The sequence below is a fragment of the Anabaena sp. UHCC 0253 genome (assembly GCF_009712085.1).
In the GTDB taxonomy this organism is placed as follows: Bacteria; Cyanobacteriota; Cyanobacteriia; order Cyanobacteriales; family Nostocaceae; genus Dolichospermum.
The window spans coordinates 163546-182707 of sequence record NZ_VILD01000007.1; the positions used below are offsets into that span (position 1 = coordinate 163546).

Here is a 19162-nt window from a genome sequence, read left to right on the forward strand (position 1 = left end):
GTCTGAATCAGGATGCTCAGGATTAAAAGATTTTCAAGATTTTTATTTCCAAAGTAATCTATAAAATTAATAGTCACTAGAAATAATCATCCTGTACATCCTTAAATCCTACAAATCCTGATGCAGACAAATAATTAGAAATAATCATCCTGTACTTTAAAAATCCCTAAATCAATCAATTTTGTAGGGGCAAACCCCCTGTGGTTGCCCCAAATACCGGGGTAGGCACGGGGGCGCTACCCCTACATTAAATCCAAATCTTTTATATAATTAATTTTGCCTGCCTACTTATTGTCTGAATCAGATAATTAGCCATACTTTGCTACTAAACTAGCTAAAACTTGTAAATCAATCGGTTTACAAATATATTCATTAGCACCCGCAGCTAGACAAAATTCTCTATCTCCCTTCATCGCCATTGCTGTTTGAGCAATAATTGGTATGTGTTGAAATTGGGAATTGTTTCGTAATTCTTGCACCAAATCTAAACCATTCGCATCAGGTAGACTCACATCCATTAAAATCACATCAGGTGCTATTTCCTGGAGATTAGTCCACATTTGCTCCCCATTCCTCACCCAGCTAACTTGATATCCTAACCTTCTCAAATAAATCCCCATTAATTCCCCATTAGGTAAATCATCTTCCACTAACAAAATTACAGTAGCCGAAATCTTACTATCATCAATACCAGAACGACTTACCACTTCTAAATCATATTCTGCTGTTGTTTCTATAGCAGCTAAAACTTTTCCTGTAGGCTTGAGAGGTAATAAAATACTAAAACGAGAACCTTGATTAACTACAGATTCTAACTCTAAAGAACCACCATGAATTTCTGCCAATTTTTGAGTCACTACTAACCCCAAACCTGTACCTTCATTCCGTCCGACTGCGGGGTTAACAACTTGACTATAGGGACGAAATAGTAAAGCTTGATCTTCAGAAGATATCCCTGTACCAGTATCCCAAACAGTAAACCGCAAAAATCCTTCTTGACTAGCAACCTGTAACCCTACAGTCCCTTTTGTGGTAAACTTAACCCCATTGAAGAGTAAATTTAACAGCATTTGCTTGAGTCGCAAAGGATCGGCTATCACATTTTTAATATCTGTTTCAATTTCTAAGCGTAGCGTTAAACCTTTATTAGCGGCTTTCTCTTTTACTAAAGCTAAAACATTCCGGCACAAAGTAGAAACGTCAATAATTTCCCATTGAACTTCTAGCTGATTAGCTTCTATTTTGGAGAGATCCAAAATATCATTAATTAGTCCCAGTAAATGCTTACCACTAGATTGAATAATCCGTAAATATTCTTGATGACGTGCTTTTTCAGGTTCATAACCCTGTGCTAAAAGCAAATGGGTAAAACCAATAATAGAACTTAGAGGTGTGCGGATTTCGTGACTAGTATTAGCTAAAAATTGATTTTTGAGTTGGTTAGTGCGTTCTAGTTCTTGATTGAAGTTTGCCAACTGTTGACAATCTTGATGGCGAGATTGTATTTGTTCGAGTTGTGCTAAAGCGGTACGGCAATTTTCTACACTTTTTGTAATTAGTTGTAACTTTAGAGGTGCAAAGGCATCTTTAAATAATCTGCAATCTGGTGAAAAACTGCTTGTATTCATTATCAACCAACCTCTTACCCCCTGAGTATCTCCAAATAAATACCAAGCACTTTGGAGTTGTTGTCTCTCCATTTGTTGCACATCTTTGAGCTTGATAGATTTATGTAATCGGATGCTTAAGTTCTTGGCTGTTGGGGAGATTCCCTCCACTTTGGGAGTTAATGATGCTGAATATGGTGAGTAGGAAATATAGGAAATTTGACCAACTAGTTGCTGTGGTTCAAATATGGCAATGCCTACGATACACTGGGTAAACGCAATTAAACTATCACTGAAAGCCGTATGAAGTTCATTAACAACTATTCGGAAAATTTCTGCTTCTGGAGCTATTCCTAATTGAGTCGTAGTAGCCACAGAAATTAGATAATCCTTGAGGCGAATCTGCAACTTGTTTAAGCTGCTTTCCAACCACAACTGATGCCGTAGGTGTTCAATTGTTGTCAAAAGAGGCTTTCCGTCTATTTTTGAGTTTCGTTCTGGTAAGCTTGAAGACTGTTGCATGGTCAACTAGACCGCTGAAAAAAATATTCTGCTCACAAATGAAAATGTAAACAGTATTTATGTATATTACCCTACGAATGCTTTTTATATATAACCTATCACTGGTAGTGCTGAATGTGACGAAGATCCCCAAGATGATTGAAGGAAATCACTTACTACCTATTTTCGCAACAGCCACTTCATCGTAACTTTATCATGACTTCATCGTAACTTCATAATTATGGATATACAACAATTTGCTCAATTAATTATCAATGGTATTGCTGTGGGTAGCATTATTGCCTTAGCCGCCGTGGGACTTACCCTTACCTATGGGATTTTACGATTATCTAACTTTGCTCATGGTGATTTTCTCACCTTGGGCGCTTATCTGACTTTCATGGTCAATGGTATGGGTTTAAATATTTGGCTGTCAATGATCGTAGCTGCTTTGGGGACAGTGGGAGGAATGCTACTCGCGGAGAAGTTGCTGTGGTCAAAAATGCGGTCTATTCGTGCTACTTCGACAACATTAATAATTATCTCCATTGGTCTGGCCTTATTCCTCCGCAATGGGATCATTTTTATCTGGGGTGGTAAAAACCAAAACTATAATTTACCTGTTATCCCTGCTTTAGAATTTGGGACATTAAAAGTACCACAAAATCAATTATTGGTACTGGTATTAGCTATCCTGGCGATTTTATCACTTCACTACCTGTTGCAAAATACCAAAATTGGCAAAGCGATGCGGGCAGTAGCCGATGATTTAGATTTAGCTAGAGTTTCTGGTATTAATGTTGATCGGGTAATTCTCTGGACTTGGGTAATTGCTGGTACATTCACTTCTTTAGGTGGCAGTATGTACGGGCTAATTACAGCCGTGCGTCCGAATATGGGCTGGTTTTTGATTTTACCCTTATTTGCTTCGGTAATTTTGGGGGGAATTGGTAATCCTTATGGAGCGATCGCTGCGGCTTTTATTATTGGTATTGCTCAAGAAGTCAGTACCCCTTGGCTAGGTTCACAGTATAAACAAGGGGTAGCTCTATTAATCATGATCTTGGTGCTGCTTATTCGCCCCAAGGGTTTATTCAAAGGCACGATTTAAGCAGCACCAGTCTACTTCTAACTATTGAATGATGTTGAAGTAGTAAGCTGCTACTAAGAAGTTAATAGCCAAAAGTAGCAATGCCCAACCTGTACGGAAAGCGTAGGAAGGTTTAGCAGCGGGTTTTCCTTTAGCGGTCATAAGCGGTTCTCCTAATTTCGTGACTTTTTAAGAAATAGCAAACTGATGCACCAATTTCACAAATTCTTTAAAAATATTTTTGTAAGGCAGAGGTAATTATCAATTGTCAATTGTCAATTGTCAATTTTTACCTGCCCTTCAATCCTCCCCAGCGTGATAGGAACTGCGGACTAGGGGACCTGAACGAACATGATTAAATCCCATGTTCTTGGCTATATTACCGAGTTCTGCAAATTCGGCTGGTGTCCAATATTTTTGGACTGGGAGATGATCTAAAGAAGGACGCATATACTGACCAATGGTGAGGCGATCGCATTTTACAGATTGCAAATCCGCCATGGTTTCAATTAATTCCGCTATGGTTTCTCCATGTCCCACCATCAGACCCGACTTAGTAGGAATCGTGGGATTAAATTCTTTAACTGTTGCTAATACAGCCAAAGAGCGATCGTATTTTGCCCCCCGGCGTACTCTCGGAGTTAACCTGCGGACAGTTTCCACATTATGATTAAAACAAGCTGGTTGAGCCTGGACAATCATCTCTATACTGCGAAGTTGGCCTGACAAACCCGCGCCACCCCAAAAATCTGGTGTTAGCACTTCAATTTGACTTTCTGGATTTAATTGGCGAATAGTCTCCATGGTCTTGACAAAATGACCAGCACCCCCATCAGCCAAATCATCACGGGCGACAGAAGTTAACACCACATACCGTAATCCTAAAAGCTGTACCGATTCGGCTACTTTTTGCGGTTCTTCCTCATCTAAAGCCATGGGGGCATGACCTTTATCTACTTGACAAAAAGCACAGGCGCGTGTGCAAGTTGGACCCATCAATAAAAAAGTCGCCGTTTTTTGGGCGTAGCATTCACCCCGATTCGGACAACGCCCTTCTTCACAAATTGTATGAATTTGACGCTGCTTAATGATACGTTGGACAGTAGAGATTTCACTGGCTTTGCCCAGGGGGCGACGCAACCAGCTAGGCATATTTATAATTTCTGACTTGATATCAACTTGTTTGGGAGAGTTCATATCTCTGTAATCTGTATGTTCTCTGTAGTTAGTTTTCCTACCGTTCGTGAGTAAGTCCATAATTATGATACAAATTGATCAGCACGTCAGTAGAGGTTTCACACAATACTTGTGTTTTTTAAGTTTGTACTAGAAAATACTCTTCCCCAATCTACATAAATTTTGGATATAGTGAGAGAATTCTTAAAAGCAATCAGCAATCCGCCATCTAAACATAAAGTTTTTAGTAGAGTAATCAGTTGTGGCAAGTAACAAAATTTTAGTTATTGACGACACTACCGTTGTCAGGGTGAAAGTACGAGAAATGTTACCTCCGGGTAATTTTGAGGTAATAGAAGCAAAAGATGGGTTAGAAGGATACAATCTCATCCTCAAGGAAAAAGTCAGCTTAATCATGCTGGATTTTCTGCTGCCAAAAATGAGTGGTTGGGATGTTTTCCAGAACATTCAAGCTCAACCAGAGTTACGGAAAATCCCTTTGGTGATTATGTCCGGACGAAAGGAAGAGGTAACGGAAAAACTCCTAGAACCATTTGAATATTTTGAATTTCTGGGCAAACCTTTTGACCAAAAGCAACTCATTGGTGCGATTAAGTCAGCAATGGTTAAGTCCAAAAAAGAGCGCAAAGACTTAAATCCATCCCTGGTTATTCCTGGAAACAATCAATCAACTCCAGCGAATCCATCTGTGAATGGAGTAGATTCATCCGCTGAAATAAAATCACTAAATGATAAAATTGTCAAGATGCAAGTAGAAATTGATGGCTTGAAGAAACAGCTTAATCAAATTGTGACTTTCATTAAACAGAAAATTAAGTAGTATTGTTTTTGGTAATGATTCTTGCCGTCTAAAATCCTCAGTCTGATAAAATATGGATTGAGTAATGCTAGGTTGTACCTAGCTAAGAAACGGCAGGATTTTTTTTGGCATTTGTCCAATAAATTAGTTTGAGTTTTACTATTGTATGACTCTCAAGAAGAAGTATGGCTGATAAACAAGAAAATAGTTTAATTTTAGTAGTGGATGACAGCTATACCAATTTGTTAATCATCTCTGATTTATTAAAGTGTTCAGGTTTTGATGTTTCTACGGCTAGTAATGGAGAAAGTGCTTTAAAACAGGTTCAATATCAACAACCTGATTTAATTTTGTTAGATTTGGTGATGCCGGGTATAGATGGATTTGAAATTTGTAAAAAATTGAAGAGTAATCCTGAAACTAGCGATATTCCAGTGATTTTCATGACTGGTATAGCTGATATAGATAGCAAGGTTAAGGGCTTGGAATTAGGTGCAGTAGATTACATTATTAAGCCTTTTCAGGTAGAGGAAGTATTAGCACGGCTGAAAATTCATTTACAATTACGGAATTTAACAAAAACTTTAGAGTTTAGAGTTGCTGAAAGAACATCGGAACTTACTAAGGCATTAGCAGATTTACAAGCATCTCAAACCCAACTGGTTCAGAAAGAAAAAATGTCTGCTTTGGGAAATTTAGTGGCTGGAGTAGCCCATGAGATTAATAATCCGGTGGGATTTATTGCGGGTAATTTACAACCGGCTATAGAACATATCCAGGATTTGCTGTGTATTATTGATCTTTATCAAACTTATTATCCCCATCCTGTTCCCGAATTAGCAGCGGCCATATCTGAGATTGATCTAGATTTTATTCGTGATGATTTACCTAATTTGATTGCGTCTATGCAGGAAGGTGTGTTACGGATTCGGGATATTACGACTAGTTTAAGAACATTTTCTAGGGGAGATAGCGATCGCCAAGTTCTTTGTGATATTCATGATTGTATTAATAGCACTTTAATTATTCTCAAACATCGTCTCAAAGCTACTCCCAATCGTCCTAATATTCAAGTAATTAAAAACTATGCTAAATTACCTCTGATTAACTGTTTTAGTGGACCAATAAATCAAGTATTCATGAATATATTAGCTAATTCAATTGATGCTATTGATGAATCTAATCATAAACAAAAAGCAGAAGATATTTTAGCAAATCCTCATCAAATACATATTCAAACCAGTCTGAGCGAAGATGCTAATCATGTAATTATTGGAATTAAAGATAATGGCATAGGAATGTCACCGACAACCAAGGAAAAAATATTTGAGCATTTATTTACCACTAAATCTCTAAGTGAAGGTACAGGTTTGGGTTTATCAATTGTCAGGGAAATTATTATTGAAAAACATGGGGGTAATATTGAGGTGAATTCTGTACTAGGCAAGGGGTCAGAATTTATTATTACTTTACCAATTAACAACAATGGGGAATAGGGGATTGGTAAGAGAAAAAATCATCACCTATCACCCATTACCCATTATTGAGAAATTAAAATTCCTGTTGCTGTTGATTGATCATCACACTAGCTTGTGTACTGGCAACCTTGGTTACTTGTAACATGGGAGTGTTAGCAACGGCATTATTAGCTAGAGTAAACAAGGGATTGGATAAAACTCCAGAGATAGTAGTCGCTATTAAAGTTACTATCAAACCCACTTGTAAAGGTCTAAGACCTGGTAAATCCCAACGGACTTGGGGATAATTCTTCACTACGTCGGACATTTCTTGAGGTTCTTTGACTACCATCATTTTAACTACACGAATGTAGTAGTAGATGGAAACAACGCTGGTAATTAAACCTAGTAAAACTAACCAGTAAAGACCAGCTTGCCAACCTGCCCAAAATAGGTAAATTTTCCCGAAAAATCCGGCTAGTGGCGGGATACCACCCAATGAAAGCAGAGAGATACTCAAACCCAGTGTTAAGAGTGGGTCTTTTTGATATAAACCTGAGTATTCGGCGATTTGGTCTGTTCCGGTTCTCAGAGAGAACAGTACCACACAGGTAAAACCGCACAGGTTCATGAATAGATATACCAGTAAATAGAAGATCATACTGGAATAACCGGCATCAGTTCCCGCAATTAAGCCAATCATCACAAAGCCAGCTTGGGCAATAGATGAATAAGCTAACATCCGTTTCATGCTGGTTTGGGCTAGGGCGACGACGTTACCCAACACCATACTCAGGACTGCAAGGGCTGTGAAGACAAATCTCCACTCATCAGCAACGATAGGGAAGACGGTAGTTAATAAACGGATAGCGAGGGCAAATCCGGCTGCTTTAGAACCAACGGATAAAAAGGCAATAACTGGAGTTGGTGCGCCTTCATAAACGTCTGGTGTCCATTGGTGGAAGGGTGCAGCGGAAATTTTGAAACCAATACCCGCAATTACGAAAACTAGAGCAATAACTAAGCCGAGAGATTGACCAACATTGGCTGTAGCGATACCATTAGCGATCGCAGTTAATTCTGTTTGTCCACCGGATAAACCATACAGCAGTGAGACACCATATAAAAATACGGCTGTGCTGGAAGCTCCAATTAACAGGTATTTCAACGCTGCTTCATTGGAACGGGGGTCACGTTTTGTATAACCTGTCAACAAATAAGAGGAAATACTCAGGGCTTCTAGAGAGATGAAAATCATCACCAACTCATTAGCACCGGATAAAAACATTCCTCCCAAAGTTGCAGTCATCAAAATGGCGATAAATTCAGCTAAAGCCGTACCACTTTGTTCGACATAGCGAATAGACATCAATATTGTCACCATTGATGACAAAGCGATGATACCGCGAAAGATAATACTCAGGTCATCACCATTAAAGCTGCCCGTAAAGGCAATGGGATTACTACTATCCCATTGGAAGTATAGAGCGATAACCGCGGCTGTTAAACCAGCGATCGCTAAATATCCTATCCAGCGAGCAGATGTCCGTCCCAAGATCAAATCAACGATCAAAACCCCTAAGAGGGTGAGAATGACAATTCCCTCTGGTAAAATCGTTCCAGCATTTAACTGGGATGCAAAATTAGCAAAATCCATGAGATGTATAGGTTTTAGCGATTAAACATTAGGGCTAACACAAGTTTATTCTATCTATACTTCTTAACTAAAATTGCATTAATCTTTCTATCTTCAATAGTTAATAATTCGTATACACGCCATTTTAGTAAATAAAATCCCAAATCTAAATCTAAAGTTAAGTGGTTTTTACAAGAGCATCCGGTAAGAGTAAAGCTCAGTGTCTTTAGACCTGAGATATAAGCGACACTATGGCTAACGCCACGCTACGCTAACGACAAGCTCAGTGACCGCTCGTGCAGTTCGGCAAGCTCACTGACCACGGTTTTAACCGCATAGAGCCTTTCTTTTCATCAAGATTGGTTGAGGTGCGCGAAGTTTTGTTATCTTTGCTCTCAATGGTGTTATACTGTTCACAACAGGAATGGTAATCAACCTGTATAAAAACCTAACTGCCTAACGGCAATCTGTACCTTGACAACTGAAGATATGGGGTTCTATTCCATAGTTCTAGTTCCTGCCCAGGAATAGGTAAAATCTTCATGGGAGCTAGACTTGTGTTTCGACTTCGATCAACACGACACAGAATTATAAACTCAATCAAAATTTGCAGTAATGCAACTACCTTCGGGCAGAGGGAAAGTTAACGCTTGGGGAGAGAACCACCTCTGGCTTAGATACCGCAAGGGTTCTAAGTTAAGTGGACTCGTTGAACCAAGAATCTCAGTGGCTTTAGCCCTGAGAGTGTCAATTCTGAATTGCTGAATTTTGCCCTCTCCGCAAATATACTACAACAACGCAAAACAAACAGTCCAGTATAAAACTGAACTGTTAAGGCTAAGTAATTTTGATTAAAAAATTAATACCGTTGAGAGTAGCCATCACTACTTGAGCGATTGCCTTTTTCCTCCCGTGGTCGAGCTTTATTCACCTTCATGACGCGTCCCATCCATTCCGCACCATCAAGTCCTTGAATAGCTGCTTCTTCTGCCTGATCTGATTCCATTTCTACGAACCCAAAGCCTCGTACACGGCCTGTTTCCCTATCTGTGGGTAACTGAACTCGTTTAACAGAACCATACTCAGCAAATACTTGAGTCAGGTCCTCTTGTGTGACGCTGTAGGCTAGGTTTCCTACGTAAATTGACATGAAACTCTCCAAAATCCATTGATATAGAGATGTAGCACAGTTACACAAACAGACATTTTTACTGATAACAATATCTGTAGCACCGGACTTATATCTCTAGACTTAGATTAACACAAATCATCTAGAAACCAGAAAAAAAATGTATATTTGTGGTGTTTTATGGTAATATGTATCTCATTTTACATTTATTAGGGAAATTTATATAAAAGTTACCTGGTTCGATGAGTTGAGATGAAAACAACAAAAATTTAATTAAGCTCTCAGCAAATAAGAAGTATAAAGTATAAACAAGGATGTAAATACTGCCACTTTTATCCTATCTCCGTTCTCATTTCCTAATTGACCTCTTAGCTTCTACAGTCAGCACCTCTATAATTTTAGTTGACAGTTCCACTTGACATTTCGCAAAAATTAATCCAACTTGACTGTTTAGCTTTATAGCTATTCTTTTTTTTAATTTCCATGTCAACTCTTGTCATCGTCGAATCTCCGACAAAAGCTCGTACCATTCGCAACTACCTGCCAAAAGACTATCAGGTAGAAGCTTCCATGGGTCACGTCCGTGACCTTCCACAATCGGCCAGTGAAATTCCCGCCGCCGTCAAAGGAGAAAAATGGGCGCAGCTTGGGGTAAATGTAGAAGCCGACTTTGAACCGGTTTATGTCGTTCCCAAAGACAAAAAGAAAATTGTCACTCAGCTTAAAGAAGCCCTCAAAGGTGTAACTGAACTGATTTTGGCAACTGACGAAGACCGGGAAGGGGAAAGCATTAGTTGGCATTTATACCAATTGCTCAAGCCGAAAGTGCCGACAAAGCGAATGGTGTTTCATGAAATTACAAAAGAAGCCATTCAAAAAGCTTTGAAAAACTGCCGCACCATTGATGAGCAGTTAGTTCGCGCCCAAGAAACCCGGCGCATTTTAGATCGATTAGTAGGATATACCCTATCGCCCCTGTTGTGGAAAAAAATTGCCTGGGGGTTATCCGCCGGACGAGTTCAATCTGTAGCAGTGCGGTTATTAGTCACAAAAGAACGGCAACGCCGGGCTTTCCATGAAGGTGCATATTGGGATTTAAAAGCCAGCCTAGAGCAGGAAAAAAGTCCTTTTAGCGCCGTGTTAGTAGCTCTAGCAGGTACGAAAGTTGCTACAGGTAGTGATTTTGACTCTACAACGGGAGAAATTACCGCAGGTCGCAAAGTAGTATTACTCAACGAGGAGCAAGCAGAAGCCCTAAAGGCACGCCTAGAGGGAAAAACTTGGTCAGTGACGGATATGGAAGAACGTCCCGTCACTCGCAAACCTGCACCACCGTTTACTACTTCTACACTGCAACAAGAATCTAACCGCAAATTGCGCTTGTCAGCACGGGACACCATGCGGGTAGCTCAGAATTTGTATGAGCAAGGGTATATTACCTATATGCGGACAGATTCGGTGCATTTATCTGATCAAGCGATCGCTGCCGCTCGCAGTTGTGTAGAACAAAAATACGGGAAACAATACCTGAGTCCCCAACCCCGGCAATACACCACTAAATCGAAAGGCGCACAAGAAGCCCACGAAGCCATTCGTCCTGCGGGGAGCAGTTTCCGTACCCCCCAAGAAACCGGTTTGGGTGGCCGGGAATTTGCTATCTATGACTTGATTTGGAAACGCACCGTCGCCTCTCAAATGGCTGACTCTCGTCAAACTCAAATTACCGTCCAGCTACAAGTGGAAGAAGCTGGTTTTCGTTCCTCTGGGAAGCGGATAGATTTTCCAGGATACCTCCGCGCCTACGTAGAAGGTTCTGATGATCCTGAAGCCGCTTTAGAAGATCAGGAAGTAATTTTACCTCCTCTCAAAGTTGGGGATCATCCATTGTGTCGTGAACTGGAAGCGGTAGGACATGAAACCCAACCCCCCGCCCGTTACACTGAAGCAACTCTGGTAAAAACTTTAGAAAGTGAAGGGATTGGTCGTCCTAGTACCTACGCCAGCATCATTGGCACAATCATTGATAAAGATTATGCCCAATTGGTGAATAATGCCCTGATTCCTACTTTCACTGCCTTTGCTGTAACTGATTTATTGGAAAAACATTTTCCAGATATTGTTGATCCTAGTTTTACCTCCAAAATGGAGCAAACCTTGGATGAAATTGCTACAGGTGAAGCTAAATGGCTACCTTACTTAAAGAAATTTTATCTTGGTGAACAAGGTTTAGAAACTTTGGTGAGGGAACGGGAAACCGAAATTGATGCCAGTAAAGCTAGAACTGTAGAACTAGAAAATTTAGATGCTAAAGTCCGTATTGGTAAATATGGTCCTTACATCGAAGTTACTAATGGTGAAGAGGTAGTGACAGCTTCTATCCCCAAAAACCTCACACCTGCTGACCTTAATCCCAAACAGGTGGAAATCCTCCTTAAACAAAAAATTGTGGGTCCGGATCAACTCGGTCGTCATCCGGAAACTGGAGAACCAATTTATATCAAAATTGGTGCTTATGGTCCTTATGTTCAGCTAGGTGACAAAACTGAGGAAAATCCCAAACCCAAACAAGCGTCCTTACTCAAAGGTGTAACACCGGAAACAATTACTTTAGACATGGCTGTTGGTCTATTGTCTTTGCCCCGTGCTTTGGGAACTCATCCAGAAACTGGTGGAAAAATCCAAGCTAGTTTAGGAAGATTTGGTCCTTATGTTGTCCATGACCAAGGGAAAGAGGGGAAAGATTACCGTTCCCTGAAATCTACGGATAATGTCTTGACAATTTCTCTAGATCGTGCTTTGGAATTACTGGCAGAACCTAAAAAAGGACGTGCATCCGCCAAGAGTAAGTCAAAAGAAGCTTTACGGGAATTAGGTCCACATCCAGAAGATGATTCGCCCATAAATATCTATGATGGACCCTATGGACCTTACATTAAACATGGGAAAACTAATGTCAGTATTCCCGAAGGTGAATCAGTAGAAAATATAACTCTGTCTACAGCAATTGAATTACTGTCAGCCAAAGCATCTACAAAATCTACACGCAAAACAACTAAGTCAACCACTAAATCAACAACTAAGTCAACCACTACAAGAGGAAAAAAGAAAGACACAGCCAGTTAAACGCAGGGGAAAGGGGGAGAAATATACTCAGGATTTACGCACAACATCACAATAGTAGGGGTAATTCATGAATTACCCCTACGGAAAAATCAGGTTTTAAGCCATTTATTGCGTAAGTCATAATACTTTTTCTTTCTTCTCCTGACTCCTAAAATTGATTCCTATCACTAATTACTCATTAAGAATTGTAGATGTGATAATCTAATAAGTAAGGGAAAACACAAAATTACAATTTCCTAGTGGTTGTTACCATAATTATGGAAAAGTGTCAACCTGATTAAAGGCTAAAGGTGCGATAATACGCGAGTTTCTGCGACCTGGTTAAATAAAATTGAGGTAGTATCTCAGGAGCGGTCAATTTAATGGATTATATAGAAAAGGTACTGGAAAAGCTGAAAGAATTAGCGCGAAAGTTAATTGATAGCCTGCTAGGTCCAGAGGCTGAACCGGAACCGGAACTGATTCCTATTCCTGTGCATGAACCTTCTATGCGCCGTCGCTAAAATTTTCAAGGTGTGGGAGTTGAATTTGCCAGTTTTAAGTATTTTAGTGCTGCATGGGCCAAACCTAAATTTGCTAGGACTCAGAGAACCTGGAATTTATGGTTCTTTAACTTTAGCAGAAATTAATCGCTTGTTAGAAGCAGAAGCAGTGCATCTACAAGTAGAGACGTTACCCGTGCAGTCAAATCATGAAGGGGTTTTAATAGATGCTATTCATGGGGCATTAGGCAAGCATCAGGGAATTGTCATAAACGCGGGAGCTTACACTCATACGAGTGTAGCTTTACGAGATGCGATCGCGGCTGTTAATTTACCTACTGTCGAAGTGCATCTAAGTAATATTTATCGTCGGGAAGATTTCCGTCATCATTCTCATATAGCACCGGTAGCAATTGGTCAAATTAGTGGTTTTGGCGCTCAAAGCTATGTGTTGGGCTTGCAAGCACTGGTGTATTATTTAAGGCAGTAATAATTGACAATTGATAATTGACAATTGACAATTAAAAATCATGCGTTATTCTCTCGTTAATCGGGTTAGGGGTATATTTCTGGGAGCATTGTTAGGAGAGAGTTTAGCTAACGGAAATAGTTGTGATTTGGGTAAAATTGCCGTTTTGGGGACAGAAAGTTTAATTAGTTTAGGAAAACTAGATGTAGATGATTGGCTCAAGCGTCAGCAACAAGCAGGGATTGAATTAGAAACAAATATTAACTCCTGGGGACAAATAATTTTCGCTACCTTACCAGTAGTAATTTTTTTTCATGAAGATACTGCAAAAATGCGAGAAAATATCCTAGCAGTGCAAAGAATATTGAATTGGCAAAATGAGCCAGTTGTCACAGATGCTAGTTTAATCATAGGATATGCGATCGCTCGATCTCTCAATGAAAAACTAAACCCCATTCACCTCATTTCGGAAACAGTTAGTTTTTTAGGTAACACATCAACTTCTTTACCACAAGAGTTAATAAAAGTCAATGCTTTATTAGAAAAAGGGGCAGGACTAGAAATAGCGTGCAGGGAATTGAGCAGTATAGCCACGCAGCACCAGTTAGAGGAAACATTCACTAGCAATATTAGTTTAGCTATTTATTGCTTCCTGAGTACCCTAGAAGACTTTCCCCTCACAATATTACGGGCTACTCAAAATCACGATTTAGTTAATCAAGATGTTATAAGTGCAATTACCGGATCATTATCAGGTGCATACAATAGTTCCGTCGGTATACCTATAAATTGGCAAATTCCTGTTTTAGCTAACAAATCCTCCAAATGGGGACTTCATAGTTTTGCTCAGATGCTAAAATTAGCCGATACAATGATGGAGGTGTGGTCGGGAGTGTATGACCTGAACGATGATTTTAGCGAATTTGTAGAGAAAGGATATACTATCTTTGCTGCTCCTCATATTATTCGTTGAAAGAATTATGATTAGGCAAAGCACGTGACCAATTATGTAGTAAACTTAGAGACTCGTATTTAACCCTAAATAAGGTAAAATACAAACCGCTATCCATCCCTAAGTTCTAATCTAACTTGGGTGGCGTATCCCTTCGGGAGCCAGAGGCATCAGCCATACTTGGGGTATTTCGCGGAAGGAAAGATGAAAACGCAGCGATTTTTGCAGTCCTTGAGCCAGCATTTAAGGCAATGGCAGCGACAGTATAAAGTGCTATTCCGCAAAGGAAAGCGCCATCAAAAACTGCATAGGAATTTCTTCAAAGATATACTTCTCTATTTATCAACAAATAGTCATCAAGGAAAACAAGGTAAACACAGGCAAACAAATAAATCGTCTGGTAACGTACTGAAAAAAAAAGGCGGACTTGATACAGTTCTTTTTAAATGGATACATCAAAAACGCTCCTCAATAATTTTGGTGTTAGCAATATTATCACTGACAAGTATGCTGGGGCATGATTTATATAACCAACCAAAAATGAAGGTTGGTAATATCGCCTTACAAACATTTATTGCTCCTTATACGGATAATATTGAAGATCAGCAAGAAACAGAACTACAACGTCAAGCAGCGATAAATAGTTCTGTGCCTATTTTGATGATTGATAATCAGACAAATGAGCAGATTAATGAAAGATTGAACAAAATTTTAGATGCCAGTAATGAGATTAGGACAATAGTTGGCGTTTTTCCTTTTTTTGATATTTCAGTTCTATCAATTCCTACTCAACGTTATCTGCGTTCTCTTCCAATATTAGAATGGCAAAAATTACAAGGAATTTTAGAAAATAATAGTAAACAAAATTTAAGAAAACGAATTTCTGCAACTGGAAAACCCATATCTAATTCATCAATTTTTCCGGGATTACCATTATCTGATAGCTTGAGTGGGGTAGCTACACCTACACCCAGTCAAGAAAAACCGAGTGATGATGCAGCTTTTATTCAAGCATTATCAGAAATTGAAGCTTATCAAGCTACCACATCAGAAAGAGATTTTTCGGCACTGATTAAGCAAATAATTCAAGCTAGACAAGCATATAATCAAGCTATTGAGAAAGCATCAAAACTAGAAACTGGAAAACTCAAAAAAATTTATATAGAACCTATTATTTTAGAGTTATCTGATAATGATTGGGTAAATACACAGGCGGGAATTCGTAAAAGTGCAGAGCGAATTCTTGCCCAGGGAATATCCTCTGGATTACCCAAAAGTATTTTGTATAATGCAGTGAGTTTACAGGTACAATTATCTGTTCCTAGTGAGGCTGAACCGTTAGCAACAAAAATATTATTAGCTGTAATTCAACCAAATCTTAAAAAGATGAAGAACAAACTCAACAACAAGCTCAACTAGCAGCGCAGGAAATACCATCTGTAATGTTACAGGTGAAAAAAGGAGAGGTAATTGTTAGTAAAGGAGAGAAAATTACACAATGGAAATTTGAAGTTTTAGAACATTATCAACTGATTGGCCGTCAGGTGAATTGGATGAGGTTAACATTTTTAGCTGCTGTTGTGAGTGTAGCTATTCGGATTTTTGTGTGGTTAGAAAGAAAAAGTAATAATTATTTACGACAACGCGATCGCCTGTTAGTCTTACTACTTACCCTGACTGTACCGGGAATATTAGCAATCGGTTTACCCTATACTAGCTGGAGTGCCATTGGTTTGTTGTTAGGCAGTTTCTATGGTCCGACTGTAGGGGTAACGGTAGTAGGTTTACTGTCATTAATACTACCATTTACCGTAGATAAAAGTATTCTCGTATTGATGGCTGGGGCTGGGGGTGGAATTTTAAGCAGTTATGTAGCGCATATATTGCGATCGCGGGAAGAACTCGCTTTATTAGGTGTTATTACTGCCTTAACCCAAGGTGGCATATATTTATTATTAAAAATCTTTACGGGTACGGTATTCGGTTCAGGTTGGTATATCTTCCAAGAAGTAGGTTTATTTGCTGTATCGGGCTTGGCTTGGAGTATTGTCGCCTTGGGTTTAAGCCCTTATCTGGAAAAGCTGTTTGATGTGATTACCCCCATCCGCTTGGCAGAATTAGCAAACCCTAATCGCCCATTATTACAGCGTTTGGCGACGGAAGCTCCAGGAACTTTTCAGCATACTTTATTAGTAGCCACTCTTGCTGAAGCGGCTGCAAAAGAATTGGGATGTAATGTAGAGTTAGTTAGGGCGGGGACATTATACCATGATATTGGCAAAATGCACGATCCATTAGGATTTATTGAAAATCAAATGGGAGGACCAAATAAACATGATACAGAAATTAAAGATCCTTGGAAAAGTGCAGAAATTATTAAAAAGCACGTGACGCAAGGGTTGATCATGGCCAAGAAACACAGCTTACCAACAGCGATTCAGGCTTTTATTCCCGAACATCAAGGCACAATGGCGATCGCCTATTTTTATCACCAAGCCCAACAAGTAGCTCAAGAAAATCCTAGTATCATAGTAGATAAAGCCGATTTTTGCTACGATGGACCTATACCCCAATCACGGGAAACAGGAATCGTCATGTTAGCAGATTCTTGTGAAGCTGCCTTACGCAGCCTCAAAGATGCAACTCCAGAACAAGCATTAAATATGCTGAATAATATTTTGCGAGCAAAATGGCAAGATGAACAATTAATAGATTCAGGATTAACAAAGGCAGAAATGCCAAAAATTGCCAAAATATTTGTAGATGTTTGGCAACAATTTCATCACAAACGCATTGCTTACCCTAAATCAAAAACTAGTAATTCGTAACTTGTAATTTCTAACTCATAGATAATTACAAAAAAAGGGAACAGATAAGAAATACTCATAAAAATATTACAAAGAATTTAATTATGGTACTGTATTCGTACTTAACCATTAAACTAGAGAAAACAACCAAAGGAAGATTATGATGAGCGATCGCGATTATACCCTAATTATTGACAAAAGCGGCAGTATGTCCACACCCGACCAAGTGGGCGGGAGAAGTAGATGGGAAATAGCCCAAGAATCTACCATTGCTTTAGCCAGAAAATGTGAACAATATGATCCAGATGGCATTACAATTTACGTTTTTTCCGGCAGATTTAAACGTTACGATGATGTGACATCAGCCAAAGTAGCTCAGGTATTCCAAGAAAATGATCCAGCAGGAACAACCAACTTAGCCAGTGTATTACAAGATGCCCTGAATAATTATTTTCAACGCAAAGCAGCCGGGCAAAGCAAACCTAACGGGGAAACAATTTTAGTTATTACTGATGGTGAACCAGATGATCGTAAAGCCGTATTTGAAGTCATCATCAGTGCTACCCAAAAAATGGATCGAGATGAAGAATTAGGAATTTCCATGATTCAAGTTGGCAATGATCCTCAAGCAACCAAATTCCTCAAAGCCATAGATGATCAATTACAAAGTGTTGGTGCAAAATTCGATATTTGTGACACCATAACTTTAGATGATTTAGAAGACATGAGTCTGGCTGATGTTTTAATGAATGCGATAACTGATTAATTTAAAAATTACTTACCAATAACTGGAGAATTTAGCCATGCTAGACAATCGTGATTACACCTTGATTATTGATAAAAGTGGTAGCATGGCTACCCCAGATCAAAAAGGTGGTAGAACTAGATGGGTAACAGCACAAGAATCAACTTTAGCATTAGCAAGTAAATGTGAACAATATGATCCAGATGGCATTACTATTTACTTGTTTTCTGGAAAATTCAAACGTTATGAAAATGTCACATCTGCCAAAGTTTCACAAATTTTCATGGAAAATGATCCTTCTGGCACAACCGATTTAGCAGGAGTTTTAAAACACGCTACCGATGATTATCTACAACGTAAAACTGCTGGTACAGCTAAACCCAATGGGGAAACAATTTTAGTAGTTACTGATGGTGAACCAGATGATCGCAAAGCCGTAATGAAGGTAATTATTGAAGCTTCTCGTCGTCTAGATAAAGATGAAGAATTAGGTATTTCCTTTATTCAAGTTGGTAATGATGCTCAAGCTACCCGCTTTCTGAAAATTCTAGATGATGAACTACAAAGTGCAGGTGCTAAATTTGATATTTGCGACACCGTGACAATGGATGATATGGAAGATATGAGTTTATCAGAAGTTCTTCTCAATGCCATTAATGATTAGCAATCTCTTTTCCAGGAATTACCAATATGGATTCCATTGATAAGCTATTAGCTGAAATTAAAACTGAACATACTCAACCAAAAACTACACCACCACAAACTAATTTAAACCCAATTAAGTTTGTGGTTTCCTCTACTACGAAATCAGATGTATTAATAGATAACTTGTTATCAGAAGTACAAGCTGATTTTGCGGAAGCTGAAACTAAAACTGCCGTACCCCAGACTAACTTAAACTCCATTCAATTTGTTCATTCACCTACTACAAAGTCAGATGTAGTTATAGATAACTTATTATCAGAAGTACAAGCCGATTTTGCAGAAGCTGAAACTAAAACGGAACATATTTCATATCAACCTACCGTACCCCAGACTAACTTAAACTCCATTCAATTTGTTAATTCAACTACGACAAAATCAGATGTAGTTATAGATAATTTATTAGCAGATGTTCAGTCAGATTTAGCGGCAAAAGATGCGGCTGAAGAACTGCGAAAACAAGAAG

At 39.1% G+C, this 19162-nt stretch carries 14 protein-coding genes and 2 pseudogenes; 11 read left to right on the forward strand and 5 right to left on the reverse strand.

The window, feature by feature from the left end:
- Positions 1-308 precede the first annotated feature (308 nt).
- Positions 309-2129 carry a hybrid histidine kinase/response regulator HrmK gene (gene hrmK, locus FJR38_RS19110; protein ID WP_168538801.1) on the reverse strand — a complete coding sequence of 607 codons (1821 nt, stop codon included), beginning with the start codon at positions 2127-2129 and terminating at the stop codon, positions 309-311.
- Between the two features lie 220 nt (positions 2130-2349).
- Here hrmK and FJR38_RS19115 point away from each other — a divergent pair, with 220 nt between their 5' ends.
- Positions 2350-3219: a branched-chain amino acid ABC transporter permease gene (locus FJR38_RS19115; RefSeq protein ID WP_168538803.1), complete on the forward strand. Its 870-nt coding sequence runs from the start codon at positions 2350-2352 to the stop codon at positions 3217-3219.
- Positions 3220-3240: 21 nt separating this feature from the next.
- Here the strand turns inward: FJR38_RS19115 and psaX are convergent, their stop codons facing one another.
- The gene (gene psaX, locus FJR38_RS19120) at positions 3241-3360 is read right to left on the reverse strand and encodes a photosystem I protein PsaX (protein ID WP_168490906.1); all 120 of its coding nucleotides are present in this window, start codon (positions 3358-3360) and stop codon (positions 3241-3243) included.
- A gap of 138 nt (positions 3361-3498) precedes the next feature.
- The gene (gene lipA / locus FJR38_RS19125; RefSeq protein WP_168491158.1) at positions 3499-4395 is read right to left on the reverse strand and encodes a lipoyl synthase; all 897 of its coding nucleotides are present in this window, start codon (positions 4393-4395) and stop codon (positions 3499-3501) included.
- Between the two features lie 241 nt (positions 4396-4636).
- On the opposite strand from lipA, the gene FJR38_RS19130 reads away from it, so the two are divergent.
- Both FJR38_RS19130 and FJR38_RS19135 read left to right on the forward strand, forming a co-directional pair.
- Positions 4637-5215: a response regulator gene (locus FJR38_RS19130; RefSeq protein WP_168490905.1), complete on the forward strand. Its 579-nt coding sequence runs from the start codon at positions 4637-4639 to the stop codon at positions 5213-5215.
- A 164-nt stretch (positions 5216-5379) separates the two neighbouring features.
- Positions 5380-6690: a response regulator gene (locus FJR38_RS19135; protein ID WP_168538805.1), complete on the forward strand. Its 1311-nt coding sequence runs from the start codon at positions 5380-5382 to the stop codon at positions 6688-6690.
- Positions 6691-6745: 55 nt separating this feature from the next.
- On the opposite strand, the gene FJR38_RS19140 is transcribed toward FJR38_RS19135, so the two are convergent.
- Together FJR38_RS19140 and FJR38_RS19145 are read right to left on the reverse strand one after the other, a co-directional pair.
- Positions 6746-8308, reverse strand: coding sequence for an NAD(P)H-quinone oxidoreductase subunit N (locus FJR38_RS19140; protein WP_168490902.1), 1563 nt, complete (start codon positions 8306-8308; stop codon positions 6746-6748).
- 838 nt (positions 8309-9146) lie between these two features.
- Positions 9147-9437, reverse strand: a complete 291-nt coding sequence (locus tag FJR38_RS19145; protein WP_168490901.1) for an RNA-binding protein — start codon at positions 9435-9437, stop codon at positions 9147-9149.
- A gap of 462 nt (positions 9438-9899) precedes the next feature.
- On the opposite strand from FJR38_RS19145, the gene topA reads away from it, so the two are divergent.
- From topA to FJR38_RS27585, 8 genes and pseudogenes are all read left to right on the forward strand, one after another.
- Complete coding sequence (topA, locus tag FJR38_RS19150; protein ID WP_168490899.1) at positions 9900-12539, forward strand: type I DNA topoisomerase; 2640 nt, start codon at positions 9900-9902, stop codon at positions 12537-12539.
- A gap of 362 nt (positions 12540-12901) precedes the next feature.
- The gene (locus FJR38_RS19155) at positions 12902-13042 is read left to right on the forward strand and encodes a hypothetical protein (protein WP_168490898.1); all 141 of its coding nucleotides are present in this window, start codon (positions 12902-12904) and stop codon (positions 13040-13042) included.
- A complete protein-coding gene (gene aroQ / locus FJR38_RS19160) occupies positions 13017-13511 on the forward strand; it encodes a type II 3-dehydroquinate dehydratase (RefSeq protein WP_168490896.1) in 495 nt (164 codons plus the stop codon). Before FJR38_RS19155 ends, aroQ begins: the two co-directional genes overlap by 26 nt.
- A gap of 40 nt (positions 13512-13551) precedes the next feature.
- Positions 13552-14463, forward strand: a complete 912-nt coding sequence (locus tag FJR38_RS19165; protein ID WP_168490895.1) for an ADP-ribosylglycohydrolase family protein — start codon at positions 13552-13554, stop codon at positions 14461-14463.
- Between the two features lie 183 nt (positions 14464-14646).
- Positions 14647-17270, forward strand: a pseudogene (locus tag FJR38_RS19170) (HD family phosphohydrolase).
- A gap of 139 nt (positions 17271-17409) precedes the next feature.
- Positions 17410-18015, forward strand: a complete 606-nt coding sequence (locus FJR38_RS19175; RefSeq protein ID WP_168490891.1) for a VWA domain-containing protein — start codon at positions 17410-17412, stop codon at positions 18013-18015.
- Between the two features lie 37 nt (positions 18016-18052).
- On the forward strand, positions 18053-18658 hold the full coding sequence (locus FJR38_RS19180) for a VWA domain-containing protein (protein WP_168490889.1): 606 nt from the start codon (positions 18053-18055) through the stop codon (positions 18656-18658).
- Positions 18659-18684: 26 nt separating this feature from the next.
- Positions 18685-19162 (forward strand): annotated as a pseudogene (locus FJR38_RS27585) (hypothetical protein); the annotation flags it as partial.